A 19,727-nucleotide genomic window follows, 5' to 3' on the forward strand; every position below is an offset into this window, starting at 1 on the left:
TTCGCTCCTGATGGGCATCGCAAAGTCTTATCCTGGCAGGTTGCCGGCGGTTGAACAACTCAGGTCAGATGCTGCTGATAAACGCTGATTATTTCACCGGCAATCGCCACCGCAATCTCTGCCGGCAGCTTGCCTTTTACATCCGGCAGGCCGATCGGACAACGCAGCCGCGCCAGCCGATCGGCCTGCGCCCCCTTGCCCGCCAGCCGGTAGCGGAAACGCTGGCTTTTGGTCTGCGAGCCAATCACGCCTGCATAGCGAAAATCTCCGCGCTTCAGCACCGCCTCGCACAGGTCGAAATCGAGCGGATGATGATGGGTCATTATGATGAAATAGCTGTCCGGTGCAGCCTGCGCCACACAGTCCAGCGGGTCCTCCGGTTGCAGAGTGACCACGCCGGGCGGGACCTGCGTAAACTGATCCGGGCGACTGTCGATCCAGCGAATGTGACAGGGTAACGTTGACAGCAGGTTAACCAGCGCCTGGCCAACATGACCGGCACCGAATAGCAGAATTTCCGGCTGGTTCTGCAACAGCGGCTCAAACAGCAGCGTGGTTTTACCGCCGCAGCACTGTCCCAGCCGCGCGCCGAGACTGTAATCCTCGGTGTGCGGCGCGCTGGCCCCGCTCTGCAACATGGCGCGTGCCTGAGCAATGCACTGAAATTCCAGCTGGCCACCACCGATGGTCAGATAGCTCTGCTGCGGTGTTACCACCATTTTACTGCCGCTGTCGCGTGGCACCGAACCGTGTTCACTGAGCACGGTAATTAATACGCAGCTCTGGCGCTTTTCACGCAGCTGGTGCAGCACGGTTATCCAGTCATGGTAGATCATCACAGGCTCCTGCCAGTTGCAGCACACCATTCAATACCCGCTCTGGCGTGGCGGGCGCATCCAGCTGCGGATGCCGGGCATAACCGCCAACGCTGGCCACCGCATCCTGCAGCGCGCACCAGGCGGCGATGCCCAGCATAAACGGCGGCTCCCCGACGGCTTTCGAGTGAAAGACCGTATCCTGCGGATTTTTACGGTTCTCCACCAGCGTCACCCGCAGATCGGCTGGAACGTCACTGATGGCCGGGATTTTGTAGCTGGCCGGGCCGTCGGTCAGCAATTGCCCTTTTTCGCTCCACACCAGCTCTTCACAGGTCAGCCAGCCAACGCCCTGGACAAATCCGCCCTCAACCTGGCCGATGTCGATTGCCGGATTCAGCGAGGCACCCACGTCGTGCAGAATGTCTGCGCGCAGCAGGCGATACTCACCGGTTAAGGTATCGATCACCACTTCACAGCAGGCCGCGCCGTAGGCGAAGTAGTAAAAAGGCTGGCCGCGCCCCGCCAGCCGGTCGTAATGAATGCCCGGCACGCGGTAGTAACCGTTGGCAGACAGCGGCACCTGGTTTAGCCACGCCAGCTGGGCCACGTCCGCGAAGGTGTAATGTTTTTCACCGGCGCGCACGATGCCGTTGCGAAAACTGACCTCGGAGGCATCGCACTGATGGAGCTGACACAGCATCTGCGTCATGCGATCGCGCAGGATCTCCGCTGCGTTCTGCGCCGCCTTACCGTTCAGATCGGCCCCGCTGGAAGCCGCCGTCGGCGAGGTGTTCGGCACTTTGCCGGTATCAGTGGCGGTGATCTGAATCTTATCAACTTCAATCTGCAGCACTTCGGCAACGATCTGGATGATTTTGGTATTGAGTCCCTGGCCCATCTCGGTGCCGCCGTGGTTGAGTTGCACCGTGCCGTCGGTGTAAATCAGAATCAGTGCGCCCGCCTGGTTGAGAAAGCTGGAGGTAAACGAGATGCCGAATTTAACCGGCGTCAGCGCCAGACCGCGCTTCAGCAGCGGGCTGCGGGCATTAAACGCGCGGATCTCCGCCCGGCGGGCCTGATAATCGCTGCTCTGCTCCAGCTGTTCGGTGATCTCGTCCAGCAGATTGTCTTCAACCTGCTGATGATAATGGGTAATGTTGCGATTCTGCTTGCCGTAATAGTTGCGTTTACGCAGCGCCAGCGGATCAAGGCCGCGTTCACGCGCGATGTGGTCCATGATCTGCTCAATTGCCACCATGCCCTGCGGGCCGCCAAAGCCGCGATAAGCGGTATTTGAGGCAGTATTGGTGCGACAGCGGTAACCGGTAATGCGCGCATCGCCAAGGTAATAGGCGTTATCCGCATGGAACATCGCCCGATCGACGATAGACCCGCTGAGATCCAGTGAATAACCGCAGTTGCCTGCCAGATCGATCTTTACCCCGCACAGCAGCCCATCATCCTCAACGCCGACCTCGTAGCGGACAAAGAACGGATGCCGTTTGCCGGTAATGCGCATGTCGTCACGGCGTGAAAGCCGCATCTTCGCTGCCCGGCCGGTCTGGCGGGCGACGATGGCGCACAGGCAGGCGACGCCCGCAGCCTGGGTCTCTTTGCCGCCAAATCCGCCGCCCATACGCCGCATATCAATGGTGACCTGATTCATGCTGATACCCATCACCTCGGCCACCAGTTTCTGTACTTCGGTGGGATTCTGGGTCGAGGAAAAGACCTGTAGCTGCTGATCTTCGCCGGGGATCACCAGCGCGGTCTGGGTTTCCAGATAAAAGTGCTCCTGTCCGCCAATGGGAAAGGAACCGGTGATGCGGTGTGGTGCCCGTGCCAGCGCAGCCTCGACGTCGCCGCGCTGATGAACATGCGGCTCCTGAACAAAACTGTTCTGCGCCAGTGCCTGTTCGACGTCGAGTAACGGCTCCAGCACCTCATATTCAATTACGGCAGCAGCAGCGCCGGCTCGCGCAGCATCCGGTGACCCGGCCGCCACCACAATCACAATCTGACCGAGATACTCCACCTTGTCGTGCGCCAGCAGCGGATCGCCTGGCTCCAGCGGACCGACATCATTGATACCGGGCACATCCTGCCAGGTCAGCACGCTGACCACGCCGGGAATGGCGTAACACGGCCCGACATCAATCCGGGTGATGCGTGCATGGGCGTGCTCACTCAGCCGCGGGCAGAGGTGCAGTAAACCGGGCAGTTCAGGCTTATCGTCGATAAAGCGCGCCTCACCGGAAACGTGCTTTTCCGCGCTTTCGTGTTTGTTGCTGCGGCCAACGCCGCTCTGTATCGCGGCAGCATGCTGCGCCTTGATTACCTGTTCATTTAATTCAGGACGGTTATGAGACATAGCGGGCCACCTCAACACAGGGTAATTCGCCGTTGTAGCGATGGTAATAACGCCGCAGCAGGTTACGCGCGACCTGCAAACGGTAGCTGGCGCTGGCGCGGAAGTCGGACAGCGGCTGGAAATCTTCCGCCAGCGCGGCGGCAGCACGTGACACGGTCACGGCGTTAAACGGTTGATCCAGCAGGGCCTGTTCGCAGTGTGTGGCCCTTTTCGGCGTTGCGGCCATCCCGCCAAACGCGATGCGTACTGCGCGGACATGGCCCTGCTCAATCTCAAGATTAAAGGCGGCGAAGACCGCAGAAATGTCATCATCAAGCCGCTTAGAGACTTTCCACGCGACAAAATCTGGTGACACCGTCACTTTATCGATGCGGATAGCGCGGATAAACTCGCCCGGCTGTAAACAGGTCTGTCGATAGCCGGTGAAAAACCGATCGAGCGGCAGGCTGCGCTGCTGCTCGCCGTGCTGCAACAGCAGGCTGGCATTCAGCGCCAGCAGCATCGGTGACGCATCACCAATCGGCGAGGCATTGGCGATATTGCCGCCCAGCGTGCCCTGCAGGCGGATTTGTAGCGAGGCAAAACGGTGCAGCATCTCACTGACGCCCGGAATACGGTCGGCGAGGAAATCGGTAATCTGCTGCAGCGAGGCGGCGGCACCCAGCAAATAGTGATCGTCAAATTCACTGCATATCCTGAGCGCAGTAACCTGCTCCAGCGCGATCAGCAGCGGTATTCGCTTATGCTGCTGGGTGATCGTCAGGCTCAGATCGGTGCCACCGGCAATCAGCGTGGCCTCTGGATGGGCCAGATAGATTTGCGCCAGCTGGGCCGGAGTTTTGGGCAGATAACAGCGCCGCCCATCCCCGCTCAGCTGCTGCATCTGATTATTCGCCAGCGCTTCCAGCCGCTGCACCACGCTGGCAGCATGGTGATCGAACTGGTCGCTGACCGGCTGTGAACAGAGCTGCTGCGCGGCCGCCATGATCGGCCGGTAGCCGGTGCAGCGACACAGATTGCCCGCCAGCGCACTCTCCGCCTGATGGCGATCCCAGCCGCTGGCCGATTTTTGCAGGCTGAACAGCGACATCACAAAGCCCGGCGTACAAAAACCACATTGTGAACTGTGGCAGTCAACCATCGCCTGCTGCGCCGGATGCAGAGCACGGCCGTGACGCAGATCCTCAACGGTAATCAGCTGCTTACCCTGCAGCGTCGATACCAGCGTCAGACAGCTGTTGACCGTTTCATACTGCATTTCCCCATCGACCGCTTTACCCAGCGTGACGCTACAGGCGCCGCAGTCTCCCGAGGCGCAGCCCTCTTTGGTGCCGGTGCGGTGCTGATGGCCACGCAGATAGTTGAGCACCGTCAGATTAGGATCTAACGCCTCTTCGGTAATCAGTTGGTTATTTAACAGGAACTGGATCATGCGGCTTGCTCTCCCGCGTCGCGCTGCCATACCGGACGGCCGTTTACCCAGGTCTGGGCAATATTGCGGTCATCGCCCAGCGTCATTAAGACAAACAATTTTTCCCAGATATCTTTGCTGTTGCCGATGCGTAAGGTCTGTAAGGCCGAGACGGCCGGATCGAGCACCACAAAATCCGCCTCTTTGCCCGGATTAAAATTGCCGATGGCGTGATCGAGATCCAGCGCCCGCGCGCCGCCCAGCGTGGCGTGGTAAAAGGCTTCGGCGGCGCTCAGCTTATACTGCTGCAGCTGACCCACTTTGTAGGCTTCGCCCAGCGTTTGCAGCATGCTGAAGGTGGTACCGGCCCCGACATCGGTGCCAATGCCGACTTTGACGCCCTGCTGCCAGCTGCGTTTCAGGTTAAACAGTCCGCTGCCGAGAAACAGGTTTGAGGTCGGACAGAAGGCGATAGTCGAATCGGTGTCGTGCAGGCATTGCCATTCGCTGTCGTCGAGATGCACGCAGTGCGCAAACACGCTGCGACGCCCGGTCAGCTGATAGTGGTGGTAAACGTCAAGATAGCCGGCGCGCTCAGGAAACAGCTGTTTCACCCAGGCGACCTCCTGCGGATTTTCGCTCAGGTGAGTATGCAGCCAGGTATCGGGAAACTCCTGACGCAGCTGCTGCACCTTTGCCAGCAGCTGCGGTGACGAGGTTGGCGCGAAACGCGGCGTCAGCGCGTAGCTCAGCCGTCCGCGCTGGTGCCAGCGTTCAATCAGTGCGCGGGTCTGCTGGTAACTCTGTTCCGGCGTTTCGATCAGGTTGTCTGGCGCATTACGATCCATCATTACTTTGCCGGCAATCAGTCGCATATTCAGCGCTTCCGCCGCGCTGAACAGCGCCTCGACCGACTGCGGATGCACGGTGCCAAACACCAGCGCGCTGGTGGTGCCGTTCGACAGCAGCTGATGCAGGAAGAAAGCTGACATACGCGCAGCGTGGTCCGGGCAGTAATATTGCGCCTCGACCGGGAAGGTATAGTGATTCAGCCATTCCAGCAGTTGCTCGCCGAACGCGCCGATCATTTCGGTCTGTGGATAGTGAATGTGGGTATCGATGAAGCCCGGTACGATCAGTTTTCCGCGCAGATCAACCACCGGCTGACCAGCCAGTTCGGCGCTGCACTCCTCCCACGGCGCTAAGCCGATCACCCGTCCGTCGCGAAGCCGTAGCACCCCATCTTCCAGATAGCGCGCCGCAGAGAGCAGCGCGTCGGGCTGGTCTGCCACCGATTTGAAGTCAAAAAAACTGGCGCGTATCGCCGTATCTGTCGCTGATGACATGGCTTTTCCTTTCTGAAAGCACTGCGGCCTTCTTTTAATTATGCAGATGATTGCCTTAATGCCACGTTGCAACTGCCGTGCCAGATCGGTAATGACTATTTTTCTATAATTATCAGCTAATTAAATTAAATTCCGGCTGTTGCGCAACTTTCTGCAGGCAGCATTGCTCCGCAACCGTTTGCCTGCCGTTAGCAATCGGTTGCTTGTGGCGCTGCTTTGAAATTGGATAATTTTTGCCGGCTGAATCCGCAGCTACGCTGCCCCGTTAGCGTGCATCACGCCCCAAAACAGCGCAGCCGCCGGGGCGGTAAAATCCCCTTACAGCCCAATCGCTTTTTCGGCGGGCGCAAGCGGAAATGAAATGCTATGGTGAAGCCATCGATTGTGAAAATGGCATAAGGAACAGTGAGATGATTATTTTTGTCACCGGCGCGACCGCCGGTTTTGGTGAAAGCATCACCCGTCGCTTTATCGCAACCGGCCATAAAGTGATCGCTAGCGGACGCCGGGCCGAGCGCCTGAAAGCGCTGAAAGATGAGCTGGGCGATAACCTGTATACCGTGCAGCTTGATGTGCGTAACCGGGCAGCCATTGAAGAGGCGGTAAATCAGCTGCCGGCGGAGTGGCGCGAAATCGATGTGCTGGTCAATAACGCCGGTCTGGCGCTGGGGATTGAGCCAGCCCACCGCGCCAACGTTGAAGACTGGGAAAATATGATCGACACCAACACCAAGGGTCTGGTCTATATGACCCGCGCCCTGCTGCCGCAGATGGTGGAGCGTAACGTCGGGCACGTGATAAATATCGGGTCGATCGCTGGCAGCTGGCCCTATGCGGGCGGCAACGTCTATGGCGCGACCAAAGCCTTTGTCCGTCAGTTCAGCCTTAATCTGCGAACCGATCTGCACGGCACCGCGCTGCGCGTTACCGACATCGAACCAGGCCTGGTGGGCGGTACCGAGTTCTCTAACGTCCGTTTCAAAGGCGACGATGATAAAGCGGGTCAGGTGTATGAAGGCGCCACCGCACTAACCCCGGACGATGTGACTGAAGCGGTCTACTGGGTCGCCACGCTGCCTAAGCATGTCAACATCAACACGCTTGAGATGATGCCTGTCAGCCAGACAGTGGCCGGTCTGAAGGTGCACAAGCCGTAAGCCTCAGAGCCAGCCTTTCCGGCTGGCTCTAGCCCCGTCCCCAGCCCAGCACGATGATCAACATGCCGCTAAAGGCGACAATCGCCCCGCTCCAGTCCCAGGCGCTGAGCTTCACGCCGTCGACCACCCGCAACCACAGCAGTGCGGTCAGCACATAGACTCCGCCATAAGCGGCATACACCCGTCCGCTGGCGGCAGGATGCAGCGTCAGCAGCCAGACAAACAGCGCCAGGCTGGCAGCTGCCGGCAACAGTAGCCAGACGGAGCCGCCTTTTTTCAGCCACAGCCACGGCAAAAAGCAGCCGATAATTTCCGCCAGCGCGGTGATAAAAAACAGCAAGGCGGTTTTAATCAGCATCCTTTTCTCTCACAAACGTAAACAAACGACTCACCACTGGTGAGCAAAGAAACGGCGATGATATACTAAGCCTACCCGCGGCAACAGCCGTTACCATTGGCGATGTCTGCGTTAACTGAAGGAAAGCGCAATGAAAAAATTGATCCCGGTCCTGCTGGTCAGCCTGCTGTCAGCGGCAGCCTTTAATGCCAGTGCTACCACTAATCGCCTGATTATTGAAGATGGCAGCAGCGCCGCCAGTAACGAAGCAGCGCGTCAGGATAAAGAGCAGTGGAATGACACGCGGATGCTGCGTAATAAGGTGAACAGCCGCGTTGAGAAAGAGTTTGATAAGACCGACCGCGCGTTTGATACCCGCGACAAGTGTGAGCAGAGCCTGAACCTTAATGCTTACTGGGAGCCGAATACCCTGCGTTGTCTGGATCGCCGCTCCGGCCGGCCTGTTACGCCCTGATTTTCAGCTATAGTAATGACGGACGACTAACATAAGGAATACGTGATGAAGCTACAGAGGGTTTTGTTAACGGCGACGTTGTTCGCGCTGCCCGTGCTGGCACAGGCATCCTGTGAATCGGTCAAAACCGAGATCAGCCAGAAAATTATTCAGAACGGTGTGCCCGAATCGGGTTTTAGTCTCGACATCGTCGCTAACGATCAGGTTGATCAGGCCGGCGGTCAGGTGGTGGGACATTGTGAGAACGACACACAAAAGATTGTTTACAAGCGCACGGGGCGTGACGATGACGCCAGCGTGCCAGACAGTGCCGGCAGTTCACAGGACGCGCCCGCACAGTAAATAACAGCAGGGCGACGTCCTGTCGCCCTGCTCACTACTCCGCATGCTCAGGCCGTTGACGCGGCATCATCCATGCCACTCCCAGCGCAAACAGCGCAATCACCAGTGCCACCACAAATACCCAATGCAGTGAAGCGGCAATCGCCTGCACCATCTGCTGTAGCGTCTCCGGCGTCAGCTGACGGCGACTCTCATCGGCCATAATCTGCTGCACCGGGTCCTGCGCCTGCGGCAACCGCCAGTGTAAATTAAGGTTCAGTACGGCGCCCATGATGGCGGTGCCAATCGCTGAGCCGATCATCCGGCTGAACATGATCGAGGCGGTACAGATGCCGCGAATTTCGTAATCCGCCTGATTCTGCACCGAAACCAGAAACGTGGTGCTGGTCATTCCCATTCCGGTCCCGATGACAAAGGCGGTAAAACCAGCCTGATACAGCGAACTGTCGGGCCGCAACAGCAGCAATAAGGCGCTGCCGCTAATCAGCAACAGCGCCCCTGACTGGGCGGTAAAGCGATAAGAGGTGCGCAGCATCAGCCTTCCGCTCAGGGTACTGGCCAGCGGCCAGCCAATCGACATCATTGCCAGGGCGCTGCCCGCCTGCAGCGGCGAGCCGCCACCAATGCCCTGAATCCAGGTCGGCAGGAAAGCGCTGATCCCCATCATGGCGGCCCCGATAATCAGGTTGCCGGCGTTACCGGCAATAATCAGTCGGCTGCGCCAGATAATCAGCGGAAACAGCGGCGCGTCGGCCCGCTGCTCATGACGTTTCAGCATCCAGCCGGCAAACAGCGAAAACAGCAGGAACGGGATTAGCCATAAGCCGAGCTGTTCTGCCTGCAGCAGCGCAACCAGCAATGCGCTGACGCACAGCATCAGCCAGCCACTGCCGGCCAGGTTCAGCGACTGTCGCTGCTGTTCCTGCTGATGAGCCGGCAACCAGCGCGCCAGCATCAGCATGCTGATCAGCCCTATTGGCAGATTGACCCAGAAAATTACCGACCAGCTAAAGTGCTGCACCAGCCAGGCACCGGTCAGCGGACCGACGATGGCCGCAACGCCCCAGACGCTGGAGAGCCAGCCCTGCACGCTGGCGCGCTCGCGCGGTGAGTAGATGTCCGCCACGATAGTCGAGCTGAGCGGCATGATGGCACCTGCCCCCAATCCCTGAAAGGCGCGGAACAGGATCAGCCAGGTCATGCTGTGGGCGAAACCGCACAGCACTGAGCCAATAAGAAAAATCGCGGTGCCGATAAAAAACATCATCTTACGGCCGTACAGATCCGCCAGACGTCCATAGAGCGGCACGCTGACCGCCTGGGTCAGCAGATAGATGGAAAATACCCAGCCAAACTGCGAAAAACCGCCCAGTTCGGCAATGATGGTGGGCATAGCGGTGGCAACGATGGTGACTTCAATTGCCGCCATAAACATCGCCAGCATACAGGCAATTAAAATCCAGTGTCGGTGTCCGGTCTGGAGTTGTGCGCTTTCAGTCATAGGGTTCCTTTTTTAGCTGCAAGCATAGCTGAAAATCCGCCAGTGCAGTTTCCCGTCAGTGCGCATCATTGGTCGCTTCTGTGACGTTGTCACCCAAAGTCGATGAAAATTTTTCATTGATGCATCAGCCCAATCACCACGCGGCTTTAACACTATTTTAACCAGTTTTTAATCCCCTGATTTAAGGCTAAAAAGCTAGCGCGCTTCGCTTCAGGCTGCTATAGCAATAAGGCTTCTTTCTCAGTATTCACTGAAAAAGCGTAGATAAACAGTCATTTTATCTACATTTTATCGCAGTTTCGGTATTGGGAGCCGTGGCCGTTTTTGCTGCTTCTGTCGGGCTGTTATTGGTTGTTATAACAATTGAGATCGTTATCAGGGAGACTCCCTTATGCAAAATGCTTCACTGGTCCGCCGTGCCGGTCTGGCACTGCTGGCGGTGGCTGCGGTGATCGGCGCGCTAATCTGGGGCCTCGGCTGGGACCAGCTAGTCGCCAGAAAGGTCGATCTGCTCTATCTCGGACAACAACATCTGTTTTTAGTCTTCTGGTCGATGCTGTTCGCCCTGCTGGTCGGTATTCCCAGCGGCATCATCCTCAGCCGCCCTTTTGCCCGTCGCTGGGCTGAATATGTGATGCAGATTTTTAACGTCGGCAATACCCTGCCACCGCTGGCGGTGCTGGCATTAGCGATGGTGATTATCGGCATCGGCGACCGTCCGGCGCTGATCGCGCTGTTTCTCGCTTCTCTGCTGCCTATCGTGCGTAACACCTTCTCCGGTCTGAGCGCAGTGCCCGCCTCGCTGATCGAAGCCGCCAACGGCATCGGCATGACCAAAATGCAGCGTCTGCGCCAGGTCGAAATTCCAAATGCACTGCCGGTTATCCTGACCGGCGTGCGCATCGCCACTGCCATCAATGTTGGCACCGCGCCGCTGGCGTTTCTGATTGGTGCCAGCAGCTTCGGCGAGCTGATCTTTCCCGGTATCTACCTCAATGACTTCCCGACGCTGATTCTCGGCGCGGTGGCAACGGCACTGGTGGCACTGGTGCTGGATATGCTGCTGGCCGCACTGGGCCGCTTTCTCAGTCCGCACGCTGCGGCATAACGATAAGGAACTTTGCGATGCTAACGCGCTGGATTAAACAGAGTGCACTTGCCGTGATGGCGACGCTGGCCCTGAGCCAGACTGCACAGGCCGCCGCCCCGCTGGTGATGGCGACCAAGAGCTTTACCGAGCAGCATATCCTGTCGGCAATGACGGTGATGTGGTTAGAGAAAAAGGGCTTTGAGGTGATCCCGAAGCGCAATATCGCCACCACCATCGGCCGTAATGCGCTGCTGAACAAGCAGATCGACATGACCTGGGAATATACCGGTACGTCGTTGATCATCTTTAACCATATCAGCCAGCCGATGTCTTCTGAGCAGGCGTATGAAACGGTGAAGAAACTTGATGCGAAGCTGGGGCTGGTATGGCTGAACCCGGCTCCGATGAACAATACCTACGCCTTTGCCATGACCCGGCAGCGGGCGGAAAAAGAGGGGATCACCACCCTGTCGCAGCTGGTGACGAAGCTGGAGCAGGTGCGTAAACAGGACCCGGAACACAACTGGCGACTGGGGCTGGATCTGGAATTCTCCGGCCGCTCAGACGGCATGAAGCCGTTGCAGAAGACCTACAACATGGCGCTGGATCGACCGCAGATCCGTCAGATGGACCCCGGACTGGTCTATAACGCTATTCGTGATGGCTTCGTCGATGCCGGTCTGATCTATACCACCGACGGTCGGGTGAAAGGCTTCGACCTGAAAGTGCTGGAGGATGATAAGCACTTCTTCCCGAGCTATAACGTCACGCCGGTGGTGCGCAAAGATGTGCTGGAGAGGCATCCGGGACTGGAAGCGGCGCTGAATGAGCTTTCACCGCTGATTACCGATGAGTCGATCACCGAAATGAATAAGCGGGTCGATATCGATCACCAGTCACCGGAACAGGTGGCGCGTGATTTCCTTAAATCCAAAAACATGCTGTAAGGAGGCACTGTGGATACCCTTCACTACATCATGGATAACTGGAACAGCCTGCTGACGCTTAGCTGGCAGCACACCTGGCTGGTGCTGGTCGCGGTTGGGCTGGCGATTGTGATTGGCGTGCCGCTTGGCATTCTGATTGTCCGGGTCCGCTGGCTGGCGACGCCGATCCTCGGTATCGCCACCGTGGTGCTGACCATTCCGACCATCGCGCTGTTTGGCCTGATGATCCCGCTGTTTTCAATCATCGGTCAGGGCATTGGCGCCCTGCCGGCGATTACCGCGGTGTTTCTCTACTCGCTGCTGCCGATTGTGCGTAATACCCATACCGCGCTGGAGAACCTGCCCGACGGCCTGCGCGAAGCCGGTCGCGGCATCGGCATGACCTTCTGGCAGCGATTACGCTGGGTGGAAATTCCGATGGCCCTGCCGGTGATTTTCGGCGGTATCCGCACCGCGGTAGTGATGAACGTCGGCGTCATGGCGATTGCCGCGGTGATTGGTGCCGGTGGCTTGGGTCAGCTGTTGCTCGACGGCATCAGCGGCAGTGATATTCGTATGTTGATAGCCGGGGCGTTAATGATTTGCCTGCTGGCGATTGTTCTTGACTGGCTGCTGCACCGTTTGCAGCAGGCGCTGACTCCTAAGGGAATTCGATAATGATTACACTGGAAAACCTGACGAAAACCTTTACCCAGAAAAACGGCACCACCATGAAAGCGGTGGATAACGTTAGCCTGGAAGTGCCAGCCGGTGAGATGTGCGTGCTGCTGGGGCCATCGGGCTGCGGCAAAACCACGACCCTGAAGATGATTAACCGCCTGATCCCCGCCACCAGCGGCCGCATCCTGATCAATGGTGAAGATACCAGCACTCAGGACACCACCACGCTGCGCCGTAACATCGGCTATGTGATCCAGCAGATTGGCCTGTTTCCCAACATGACCATCGAAGAGAACATTACCGTGGTGCCGCGCATGCTGGGCTGGGACAAGAAACGCTGCCGGGAGCGCGCCACCGAGTTGATGAGCATGGTGGCGCTCGACCCGAGCAAGTTCCTGCATCGCTACCCGCGTGAAATGTCGGGTGGCCAGCAGCAGCGTATCGGGGTGATCCGCGCGCTGGCGGCTGATCCTCCGGTGCTGCTGATGGATGAGCCTTTTGGTGCGGTCGACCCGATCAACCGTGAAGTCATCCAGAACGAATTTCTTGATATGCAGCGTCAGCTGAAGAAAACCGTGATGCTGGTGAGTCATGACATCGATGAAGCACTGAAGCTCGGTGACCGAATCGCGGTGTTTGGTCAGGGTAAAATTGTGCAGTGCGCCAGCCCGGACGAGCTGCTGGCAACGCCAGCCAACGACTTTGTCGGATCGTTTGTCGGTCAGGACCGGACGCTGAAACGCCTGCTGCTGGTGCAGGCGGGTGACGTCACCGATCAGCAGCCCACCATCACCGTACAGCGATCAACCTCACTGGAAGAAGCCTTCGGCACCATGGATGACAATGATATGCGCTCAATTACCGTGGTGGATGAAGATGGCAAGCCGCTCGGCTTTGTGAAACGGCGTGAGGCGCGTAACGCCAGCGGCCGCTGTGAAGAGCGCCTGCACACCTTTAAGGTGACCGGCAAAGCGGAAGAGAACCTGCGCGTCGTGCTGTCAAAACTGTATGAGCACAACACCGTCTGGATGCCGATTGTCGATGAAGAGGGTCGCTACAGCGGTGAGATCTCACAGGATTACATCGCCGATTACCTCAGCTCAGGCCGCACCCGCCGCCGCCTGAACCCGTAATCGCTCTCACCGCTAAGTGAAAAAGGGCCGTAATGGCCCTTTTTTTATGCCTGCTCTTCGCTGCCGCTCAGCGCTTTGGCCGGTACGACAGAGACGGCGCGCGCTTCCTCAGGCAATACCATATTCAGCAGAATGGCCAGCAAACCGCCGGTAGTGACCGCATGACCAAACAGGGTGTTGATCAGCGGTGGTAACTGTTTCAGCACTTCCGGCACCGCTTCAACGCCCAGGCCGACGCCGAAAGAAACCGCGACGATCAGCATCTCACGGCGTCCTAAAGGCGTTTGCGTCATCACCCGGATGCCGGCGGCAACTACGCTGCCGAACATCACGATGGTGGCCCCGCCCAGCACCGGCGGCGGAATTTGCTGTAACAGAGAGCCGACCGCCGGGAACAGACCAAGCAGCACCAGCATCAACCCCAGCACCATTCCGACATAGCGGCTGGCCACGCCGGTCATCTGGATCACCCCATTGTTTTGCGCAAAGGTGGTGTTCGGGAATGCCGAGAAAATGGCTGCCAGCAGACAGCTGACGCCGTCAGCCATAATGCCGCCCTGCAGACGCTGCTGGAACGCGGTGCCGCCGATCGGCTGTTGTGATATCAGGCAATTGGCGGTGAGATCGCCCACCGCTTCAATCACCGCGATCACCGACACCAGCGCAATTGGCAAGAAAATGGTCCAGTCAAAGGCAAAGCCGAACTTAAACAGCGCAGGCAGCACCAGCGCCGCGCTGTGGTCCGGCGCTTTCAGTTGCAGATGGCCGGTTAACGCTGCCGCGATGCAGCCCACTACAATTCCGGCCACGACCGCCACCAGTCTGGTCCAGCGGTTACGCGCACGATTGAGCGCCACGATTACCAGCAGCGTCAGCGCGCCCAGCGCCAGATTGCCGGGAGCACCAAAATCACGGGCGTTGTGACCGCCAGCCCAGTCGGTGATGCTGACTTTGATCAGGCTGATACCAATCAGGGTAATGACCGTGCCGGTCACTACCGGGGTCAGCACTTTGCGTAACGGACCGACGCAGCGGCTAATCAGAATTGGGATCAGCGCTGCCACCAGATTGCAGCCGAACAGCATCGCCATGATCTCTTCTGGCGATCCGCCGCGCGCCTTCACCATCAGACCGCCTGACAGCAGCACCCCCAGAAAGGCGAAGCTGGTTCCCTGCAGGCAGATCATCCCGGCTCCGACGCCGAAAAAGCGCCGGGCCTGTAAAAACGTGCCAAGGCCCGAGACCAACAGTGACATGCTGATCAGGTAGGGAATATAGGCCTGTAGCCCCAATACCGAACCGATAATCAGCGGCGGAGTGATGATGCCAACCACGCTGGCAAGCAGATGCTGCAGGGCGGCGAAAAACGCCGGGACGGGACCAATACGGGCATCCAGCCCATATAACAAACCTTGCTCGTGTGATTGCGACATGACGGTGCTCCGGCAACAGTGATTAGCCGGATTAATGCATTTTTTGCGCCATTACCTCAGCCTCATCTCGCCTCTCAGGCCAGGTGACTGAAAAATCGGGATAAAATTTCCTGATGTGGCCGGTGGCGAACCTGCAACTTTACGTTCACCACCGGGGAAGATGACTTGTTTTGTTTCATGATCAGGCGATCTTTGCACTCACATGATGCAGGCTGGGCCGATCCAGCAGTGAGATATCGATGTAGGCGGTCAGATCGCGTTGTTCGGCACGCGGCAGGTAGGGCAGTTCACCCAGCAGCGGTGCCGGGATTTTTTCACGCAGCACTTCGATGATATCGCTGTATTGCGCCAGACCCGGATTGATGCGGTTGGCAACCCATCCAACCAGCGGTAATCCATCCTGTCGGATAGCTTCAGCCGTGAGCAACGCATGGCTGATACAGCCAGACTGAATCCCCACCACCAGCACTACCGGTAACTGCTGCTCAATCACCCAGCCAGAGAGTGGACGCGCATCATTCATCAGGCTGCGCCAGCCGCCAGTGCCCTCCACTACCACCCGATCTGCCTGCTCCGTCAGGCTATTCAGCCCCTGCGTCAGTAATTCGTAGTGGATCGCCTGACCGCTATGGGTAGCGATCTCCTGTTCCTCAAACAGCAGTGGATTGATGGCCTGATACGGCAGCGCAACAGAAGAGGCACTTTGCAGCACCTGCGCATCTTTATTGCGCAGGCCGTCAGCGGTTTTTACTGCGCAGCGCGCCACGGGTTTGTATCCGACTGCGCTGAGGTTTGCTTTGATAAAACTTTGTAACAGCGCACGCGATACCACGGTTTTACCGACTGCGGTGTCGGTGCCGGTAACAAATAGTCTCTTCACTCTACTTCTCCTCTCAAACCGGTTACGGCTAATCGGCGATTAACCCTACTAATAATCCGCATTTTAAGGAATGGAAGATGAGAACAGATTGCGTTAGCGCAAGATTAGTCAGGCTTAACCTTGCAATAGCTTCACTAACAGGTAACCGCTATAGAGTGCATCTTTGATCAGCGCCGCGCCGCCCAGCGTTCCCGGCTCGCTAAACGCAGTGGGTGCCAGCTGAATACTGGCACTGTAAGCGGGCAGCGACTGTTGCAGAATGGTGTTGCTGACCGCCGGAAACAGCACGTCTGCCGCGGCATTGAGCGGTGAACCGATAAGAATATGTTGCGGATTAAAGATATTCACCATCATCGCCAGGATGCGGCCCACATGATGACCAACGCTGGCAATGGTGTCGCGCGCCAGTCGATCGCCGGACTGCGCCGCCGCACAGAGTGATGCCAGCGTCAGCGGCTGATTGTGCAGCAGGCTGTCAGGCTGGGTCGGCAGACGCTGAGCGGCCAGCGCCAGCAGACTGCCGATGCTGGCCACCGTCTCGAGGCAGCCGTGGTTGCCGCAATAGCACTGCTGGCCGTAGGGATCGATCTGGGTATGGCCGATTTCCACCAGCGCCCGGCCGCGTTTATGCAGCAGTTGCCCGCCGCTGATCACGCCAGCCCCGACCGTTTCATCAATCACAATCTGAATCACATCTTCTGCGCCGCGTGAGGCACCAAACAGCGATTCTGCCAGCGTCCAGGCGGAAATATCATGCTGAACAAATACCGGTACCCCGGTGCGGGCCGCCAGCGCATCGCCGAGCGGCATGTCGCGTACCTGATATCCGGGCAAACGGTGCACCACGCCAGAAGCGGCATTAATCAATCCTGGCAGGGTCACGGCGATGGCGGTCAGGCGTTCCAGCTGCTGCTGGTGACGAATAAAGAAGGCGTCAACCTGGTCGATTAGCGCGGTCAGCAGCGGCTGAGCCGATTCATCCGGCAGCGGCAGGCTATCCTCCACCAGTTCCCGGCTGCTAAGGTCGCGCAGGGTAAAGGTCATGGCGCCACGGTGCAGGCGAATCGCCAGATAGTGCCAGGCGTCAGTGTCGAGGATCAGCCCAATCGCCGGACGGCCGCGGCTGCCTGGCTCCTGAAACTCCGTCTCCTGCACCAGATGGGCATCCAGCATTTCACGCACGATTTTAGTGATGCTGGCTGGCGCGAGCTGGGCGCGTCGGGAAAGTTCGATACGCGAAATAGGACCGAATTGATCAATTAATCGATAAACGACGCCTGCATTGGTTTGCTTAATTTGGTCAATATGGCCAGGTTGACTGTCCAGATTCACAACCCTGCTCCCGGTTATTTTCGCGCTTCTAAATAAACATGCGTCATGGTGAGGCAGATCAGGCGGCAGCGTCAAATATTTGATTAGAAATGTGATTTATCGCACACATTGTCGTCGGGACCGGCCAGAGTTACGCCTTTTTTTGCTGCAGTAACGTCATCATGTGGCGCATCTGCTCATTTATTTCGCGCTCTGCGGACCAGACTAACCACAGTTCAGAAATAGCATCACTTTCTGCCAGCGGCAGCCAGATGACATCAGCCAGTTGCGCCCGGCGAAATGAGGCGGGCAAAATTGACACGCCCAGCCCGGTCGCTACCAGACCGAGAATGGTCATCGCCTCACCCACTTCCTGGGTGATGTAGGGCTTAATCTGGTAGCGGTGAAGCAGCGCCAGGATGTCGCTGTAGAGTGCGGTCCCGACCTGCGGATCGAAAAACACAAACGGCTCATCCGCCAGCGCACTGACCGAAATCCTGTCTGCCGTGGCCAGCGGATGCGCCCAGTGCACCACCGCATACAGCGGTTCACTCAACAGCAGCTGGTGGCGCAAATCTGCCGGCAGCGGCGTGTTGCGCATCACGCCGAGATCGAGCCGCCCGTCATGCAGCGGGGCCAGCTGCTGGCGGGTGTTGATCTCCTGCATCTGAATATGCACCTGCGGCCAGCGCTGGCGAAACTGGTACAGCGCATCGGACACCACCGCGGTAAACGGCGCTGAGGAGGTAAAGCCGATACGCAGCTCTCCCTCTTCGCCACGATGCAGCCGCGCCGCCCGGTCAGCCGCCTGTTCCACCTGCAACAGAATGGCGCGCGCATCCTGCAGTAACTGCTGACCGGCGGCCGTGAGCTGCACGCTGCGGTTGGTACGATTAAACAGCCGGGCACCGGTTTCAGTCTCAAGCTGAATAATCTGTTGACTGAGCGGCGGCTGAGAAATATTCAGCCGCAGCGCCGCCCGGCCAAAATGCAATTCTTCGGCGACCGCAATGAAATAGCGCAGATGGCGCAGCTCGATATTCATATCTTTAACGTCTTATTTGAGATTATTAATATATTAGACATCATAATCAGCCTTTTCTAAGCTGACGACAGGTTTTTTATCACTAAGGAAAGATTGTGGGTCGCACTACTCAGGCAGGAACCGTTGCGGATGACGCAGGATGCAGATCGCCAGAATCGCTGGCTGCATCGGGCTGGATTACCCGCGGAACGCCGCAGTTTATGCGCGTCACGCTGGCCCTGTTTTCAGCCGGTCTCGCCACCTTTGCCCTGCTCTACTGTGTCCAGCCAATATTGCCGGTGCTGTCGCAGCAGTTTGGCGTGTCGCCCGCGACCAGCAGCCTGTCACTCTCCATCTCCACCGGACTGATGGCGCTGGGCCTGCTGGTGACCGGCCCGCTGTCTGATGCGGTCGGACGCAAGTCTGTAATGGTCACCGCGCTGATGCTGGCCGCCCTCTGTACCCTGATCTCCGCCACCATGACCAGCTGGCACGGCATTCTGATCATGCGCGCATTGATGGGCCTGGCGCTGAGCGGGGTCGCCGCAGTCGGCATGACCTATCTGAGTGAAGAGATGGACCCGCGGGTGGTGGCGTTCTCAATGGGGCTGTACATCAGCGGTAATTCCATCGGCGGCATGAGTGGCCGCCTGCTGAGCGGGGTGCTGACCGACTTTTTCTCATGGCGGGTGGCGATTGCGGTTATCGGCTGCTTTTCCCTGGCTTCAGCGGTGATGTTCTGGAAAATCCTGCCGGCGTCGCGCCATTTCCGCGCCACCTCTCTGCGCCCCCGTAACCTGCTGATTAATTTTCGTCTGCACTGGCGCGATGAAGGGCTGCCGTGGCTGTTTGCAGAAGGCTTTCTGCTGATGGGAGCCTTTGTCACGTTGTTTAACTACATCGGCTACCGTTTACTGGATGCGCCCTGGCATCTCAGCCAGGCAGTGGTGGGTCTGCTGTCGGTGGTCTACCTCACCGGCTCATGGAGTTCGCCGAAAGCGGGTGCGTTAACCAGCCGGCTGGGACGGGGGCCGGTGATGCTCGGCGCTACCGCGATTATGCTGGCTGGCCTGTTGTTCACTGCCTTTAATTCGCTGTGGCTGATTTTGCCCGGCATGATGCTGTTCACCGCCGGTTTTTTTGCCGCCCATGCGGTTGCCAGCAGTTGGATTGGCCCACGAGCCCGCCGTGCACGCGGTCAGGCTTCTTCACTCTATCTGTTCAGCTATTACGTCGGGTCCAGCGTGGCCGGGACGCTGGGCGGGGTGTTCTGGCATAACTATGGCTGGATGGGTATCACGCTGTTTATCAGCGCCCTGCTACTGCTGGCTCTGCTGGTGGCCTGGCGGTTGCAGTGTAAAAAGCTTTGATCCCCTGTTCCCTCTGAATTGCTGGCCCGGCCACTGCGCCGGGCGATTTTATCTGCGCTGTTGAGACAACTTTCAGGTCCAGCCGGAACATAATGCGCTTTTCCCGCTATAATCGGTCTGA

General features: G+C 58.1%; 18 protein-coding genes. 8 read left to right on the forward strand and 10 right to left on the reverse strand.

Translation table 11 applies throughout. From position 1 onward, the window contains the following. Positions 1 to 59 precede the first annotated feature (59 nt). From xdhC to guaD, 4 genes are read right to left on the reverse strand one after another with little or no spacing between them, the layout of a single operon-like run. Positions 60 to 836: a xanthine dehydrogenase accessory protein XdhC gene (xdhC, locus tag FHW04_RS05335; RefSeq protein WP_069728330.1), complete on the reverse strand. Its 777-nt coding sequence runs from the start codon at positions 834 to 836 to the stop codon at positions 60 to 62. Then, entirely contained in the window at positions 823 to 3,189 is a 2,367-nt protein-coding gene (gene xdhB / locus FHW04_RS05340; protein WP_089561570.1) for a xanthine dehydrogenase molybdopterin binding subunit, read from the reverse strand. The genes xdhC and xdhB overlap by 14 nt, the downstream gene beginning before the upstream one ends. Further along, positions 3,179 to 4,621, reverse strand: coding sequence for a xanthine dehydrogenase small subunit (gene xdhA / locus FHW04_RS05345; RefSeq protein ID WP_089561571.1), 1,443 nt, complete (start codon positions 4,619 to 4,621; stop codon positions 3,179 to 3,181). The genes xdhB and xdhA overlap by 11 nt, the downstream gene beginning before the upstream one ends. After that, on the reverse strand, positions 4,618 to 5,946 hold the full coding sequence (guaD, locus tag FHW04_RS05350; RefSeq protein WP_094106156.1) for a guanine deaminase: 1,329 nt from the start codon (positions 5,944 to 5,946) through the stop codon (positions 4,618 to 4,620). Before guaD ends, xdhA begins: the two co-directional genes overlap by 4 nt. Before the next feature lie 410 nt (positions 5,947 to 6,356). Between guaD and ydfG the strand changes: the two genes are divergently transcribed. Continuing rightward, positions 6,357 to 7,103 (forward strand): bifunctional NADP-dependent 3-hydroxy acid dehydrogenase/3-hydroxypropionate dehydrogenase YdfG, encoded by a 747-nt coding sequence (gene ydfG / locus FHW04_RS05355; RefSeq protein ID WP_031376728.1) that lies wholly within the window; start codon positions 6,357 to 6,359, stop codon positions 7,101 to 7,103. 28 nt (positions 7,104 to 7,131) lie between these two features. Here ydfG and FHW04_RS05360 read toward each other — a convergent pair whose 3' ends face one another. Then, complete coding sequence (locus tag FHW04_RS05360; RefSeq protein ID WP_031376729.1) at positions 7,132 to 7,458, reverse strand: YnfA family protein; 327 nt, start codon at positions 7,456 to 7,458, stop codon at positions 7,132 to 7,134. Positions 7,459 to 7,591: 133 nt separating this feature from the next. On the opposite strand from FHW04_RS05360, the gene FHW04_RS05365 reads away from it, so the two are divergent. Then, positions 7,592 to 7,915: a DUF1283 family protein gene (locus FHW04_RS05365; RefSeq protein WP_031376730.1), complete on the forward strand. Its 324-nt coding sequence runs from the start codon at positions 7,592 to 7,594 to the stop codon at positions 7,913 to 7,915. A 45-nt stretch (positions 7,916 to 7,960) separates the two neighbouring features. Continuing rightward, positions 7,961 to 8,257, forward strand: coding sequence for a DUF1161 domain-containing protein (locus FHW04_RS05370; protein WP_031376731.1), 297 nt, complete (start codon positions 7,961 to 7,963; stop codon positions 8,255 to 8,257). A gap of 34 nt (positions 8,258 to 8,291) precedes the next feature. Here the strand turns inward: FHW04_RS05370 and FHW04_RS05375 are convergent, their stop codons facing one another. After that, positions 8,292 to 9,758, reverse strand: coding sequence for an MDR family MFS transporter (locus FHW04_RS05375; protein WP_069728333.1), 1,467 nt, complete (start codon positions 9,756 to 9,758; stop codon positions 8,292 to 8,294). Between the two features lie 391 nt (positions 9,759 to 10,149). Here FHW04_RS05375 and FHW04_RS05380 point away from each other — a divergent pair, with 391 nt between their 5' ends. From FHW04_RS05380 to osmV, 4 genes are read left to right on the forward strand one after another with little or no spacing between them, the layout of a single operon-like run. Continuing rightward, the gene (locus tag FHW04_RS05380) at positions 10,150 to 10,866 is read left to right on the forward strand and encodes an ABC transporter permease (protein WP_031376732.1); all 717 of its coding nucleotides are present in this window, start codon (positions 10,150 to 10,152) and stop codon (positions 10,864 to 10,866) included. Positions 10,867 to 10,922: 56 nt separating this feature from the next. Beyond that, positions 10,923 to 11,795 (forward strand): glycine betaine ABC transporter substrate-binding protein, encoded by an 873-nt coding sequence (locus tag FHW04_RS05385; RefSeq protein ID WP_227021917.1) that lies wholly within the window; start codon positions 10,923 to 10,925, stop codon positions 11,793 to 11,795. 9 nt (positions 11,796 to 11,804) lie between these two features. Next, positions 11,805 to 12,452: an osmoprotectant ABC transporter permease OsmW gene (gene osmW / locus FHW04_RS05390; RefSeq protein ID WP_069728335.1), complete on the forward strand. Its 648-nt coding sequence runs from the start codon at positions 11,805 to 11,807 to the stop codon at positions 12,450 to 12,452. After that, entirely contained in the window at positions 12,452 to 13,588 is a 1,137-nt protein-coding gene (gene osmV / locus FHW04_RS05395) for an osmoprotectant ABC transporter ATP-binding protein OsmV (protein ID WP_069728336.1), read from the forward strand. Before osmW ends, osmV begins: the two co-directional genes overlap by 1 nt. A gap of 44 nt (positions 13,589 to 13,632) precedes the next feature. Here the strand turns inward: osmV and FHW04_RS05400 are convergent, their stop codons facing one another. The 4 genes from FHW04_RS05400 to FHW04_RS05415 form a co-directional block, all read right to left on the reverse strand. After that, positions 13,633 to 15,021, reverse strand: a complete 1,389-nt coding sequence (locus FHW04_RS05400; protein WP_046288308.1) for a nucleobase:cation symporter-2 family protein — start codon at positions 15,019 to 15,021, stop codon at positions 13,633 to 13,635. 181 nt (positions 15,022 to 15,202) lie between these two features. Beyond that, on the reverse strand, positions 15,203 to 15,901 hold the full coding sequence (gene bioD, locus FHW04_RS05405; protein ID WP_089561573.1) for a dethiobiotin synthase: 699 nt from the start codon (positions 15,899 to 15,901) through the stop codon (positions 15,203 to 15,205). A 114-nt stretch (positions 15,902 to 16,015) separates the two neighbouring features. Continuing rightward, the gene (gene mlc, locus FHW04_RS05410) at positions 16,016 to 17,233 is read right to left on the reverse strand and encodes a sugar metabolism global transcriptional regulator Mlc (protein ID WP_069728338.1); all 1,218 of its coding nucleotides are present in this window, start codon (positions 17,231 to 17,233) and stop codon (positions 16,016 to 16,018) included. A gap of 130 nt (positions 17,234 to 17,363) precedes the next feature. Next, entirely contained in the window at positions 17,364 to 18,257 is an 894-nt protein-coding gene (locus FHW04_RS05415; protein WP_089561574.1) for a LysR family transcriptional regulator, read from the reverse strand. Positions 18,258 to 18,352: 95 nt separating this feature from the next. On the opposite strand from FHW04_RS05415, the gene FHW04_RS05420 reads away from it, so the two are divergent. After that, positions 18,353 to 19,606, forward strand: a complete 1,254-nt coding sequence (locus FHW04_RS05420; RefSeq protein ID WP_031376739.1) for an MFS transporter — start codon at positions 18,353 to 18,355, stop codon at positions 19,604 to 19,606. The last annotated feature ends 121 nt before the right edge of the window (positions 19,607 to 19,727 follow it).

Source organism: Pantoea sp. AN62 (assembly GCF_050432985.1).
Lineage (GTDB): Bacteria > Pseudomonadota > Gammaproteobacteria > Enterobacterales > Enterobacteriaceae > Pantoea > Pantoea brenneri.

What these genes read in the sequence shown, in the direction of transcription:
- xdhC (WP_069728330.1), bottom strand. Translation starts at nt 836, where the DNA reads ATGATCTACCATGACTGGATAACCGTGCTGCACCAGCTGCGTGAAAAG.
- xdhB (WP_089561570.1), bottom strand. Translation starts at nt 3,189, where the DNA reads ATGTCTCATAACCGTCCTGAATTAAATGAACAGGTAATCAAGGCGCAG.
- xdhA (WP_089561571.1), bottom strand. Translation starts at nt 4,621, where the DNA reads ATGATCCAGTTCCTGTTAAATAACCAACTGATTACCGAAGAGGCGTTA.
- guaD (WP_094106156.1), bottom strand. Translation starts at nt 5,946, where the DNA reads ATGTCATCAGCGACAGATACGGCGATACGCGCCAGTTTTTTTGACTTC.
- ydfG (WP_031376728.1), top strand. Translation starts at nt 6,357, where the DNA reads ATGATTATTTTTGTCACCGGCGCGACCGCCGGTTTTGGTGAAAGCATC.
- FHW04_RS05365 (WP_031376730.1), top strand. Translation starts at nt 7,592, where the DNA reads ATGAAAAAATTGATCCCGGTCCTGCTGGTCAGCCTGCTGTCAGCGGCA.
- FHW04_RS05370 (WP_031376731.1), top strand. Translation starts at nt 7,961, where the DNA reads ATGAAGCTACAGAGGGTTTTGTTAACGGCGACGTTGTTCGCGCTGCCC.
- FHW04_RS05375 (WP_069728333.1), bottom strand. Translation starts at nt 9,758, where the DNA reads ATGACTGAAAGCGCACAACTCCAGACCGGACACCGACACTGGATTTTA.
- FHW04_RS05380 (WP_031376732.1), top strand. Translation starts at nt 10,150, where the DNA reads ATGCAAAATGCTTCACTGGTCCGCCGTGCCGGTCTGGCACTGCTGGCG.
- FHW04_RS05385 (WP_227021917.1), top strand. Translation starts at nt 10,923, where the DNA reads ATGGCGACGCTGGCCCTGAGCCAGACTGCACAGGCCGCCGCCCCGCTG.
- osmV (WP_069728336.1), top strand. Translation starts at nt 12,452, where the DNA reads ATGATTACACTGGAAAACCTGACGAAAACCTTTACCCAGAAAAACGGC.
- FHW04_RS05400 (WP_046288308.1), bottom strand. Translation starts at nt 15,021, where the DNA reads ATGTCGCAATCACACGAGCAAGGTTTGTTATATGGGCTGGATGCCCGT.
- FHW04_RS05415 (WP_089561574.1), bottom strand. Translation starts at nt 18,257, where the DNA reads ATGAATATCGAGCTGCGCCATCTGCGCTATTTCATTGCGGTCGCCGAA.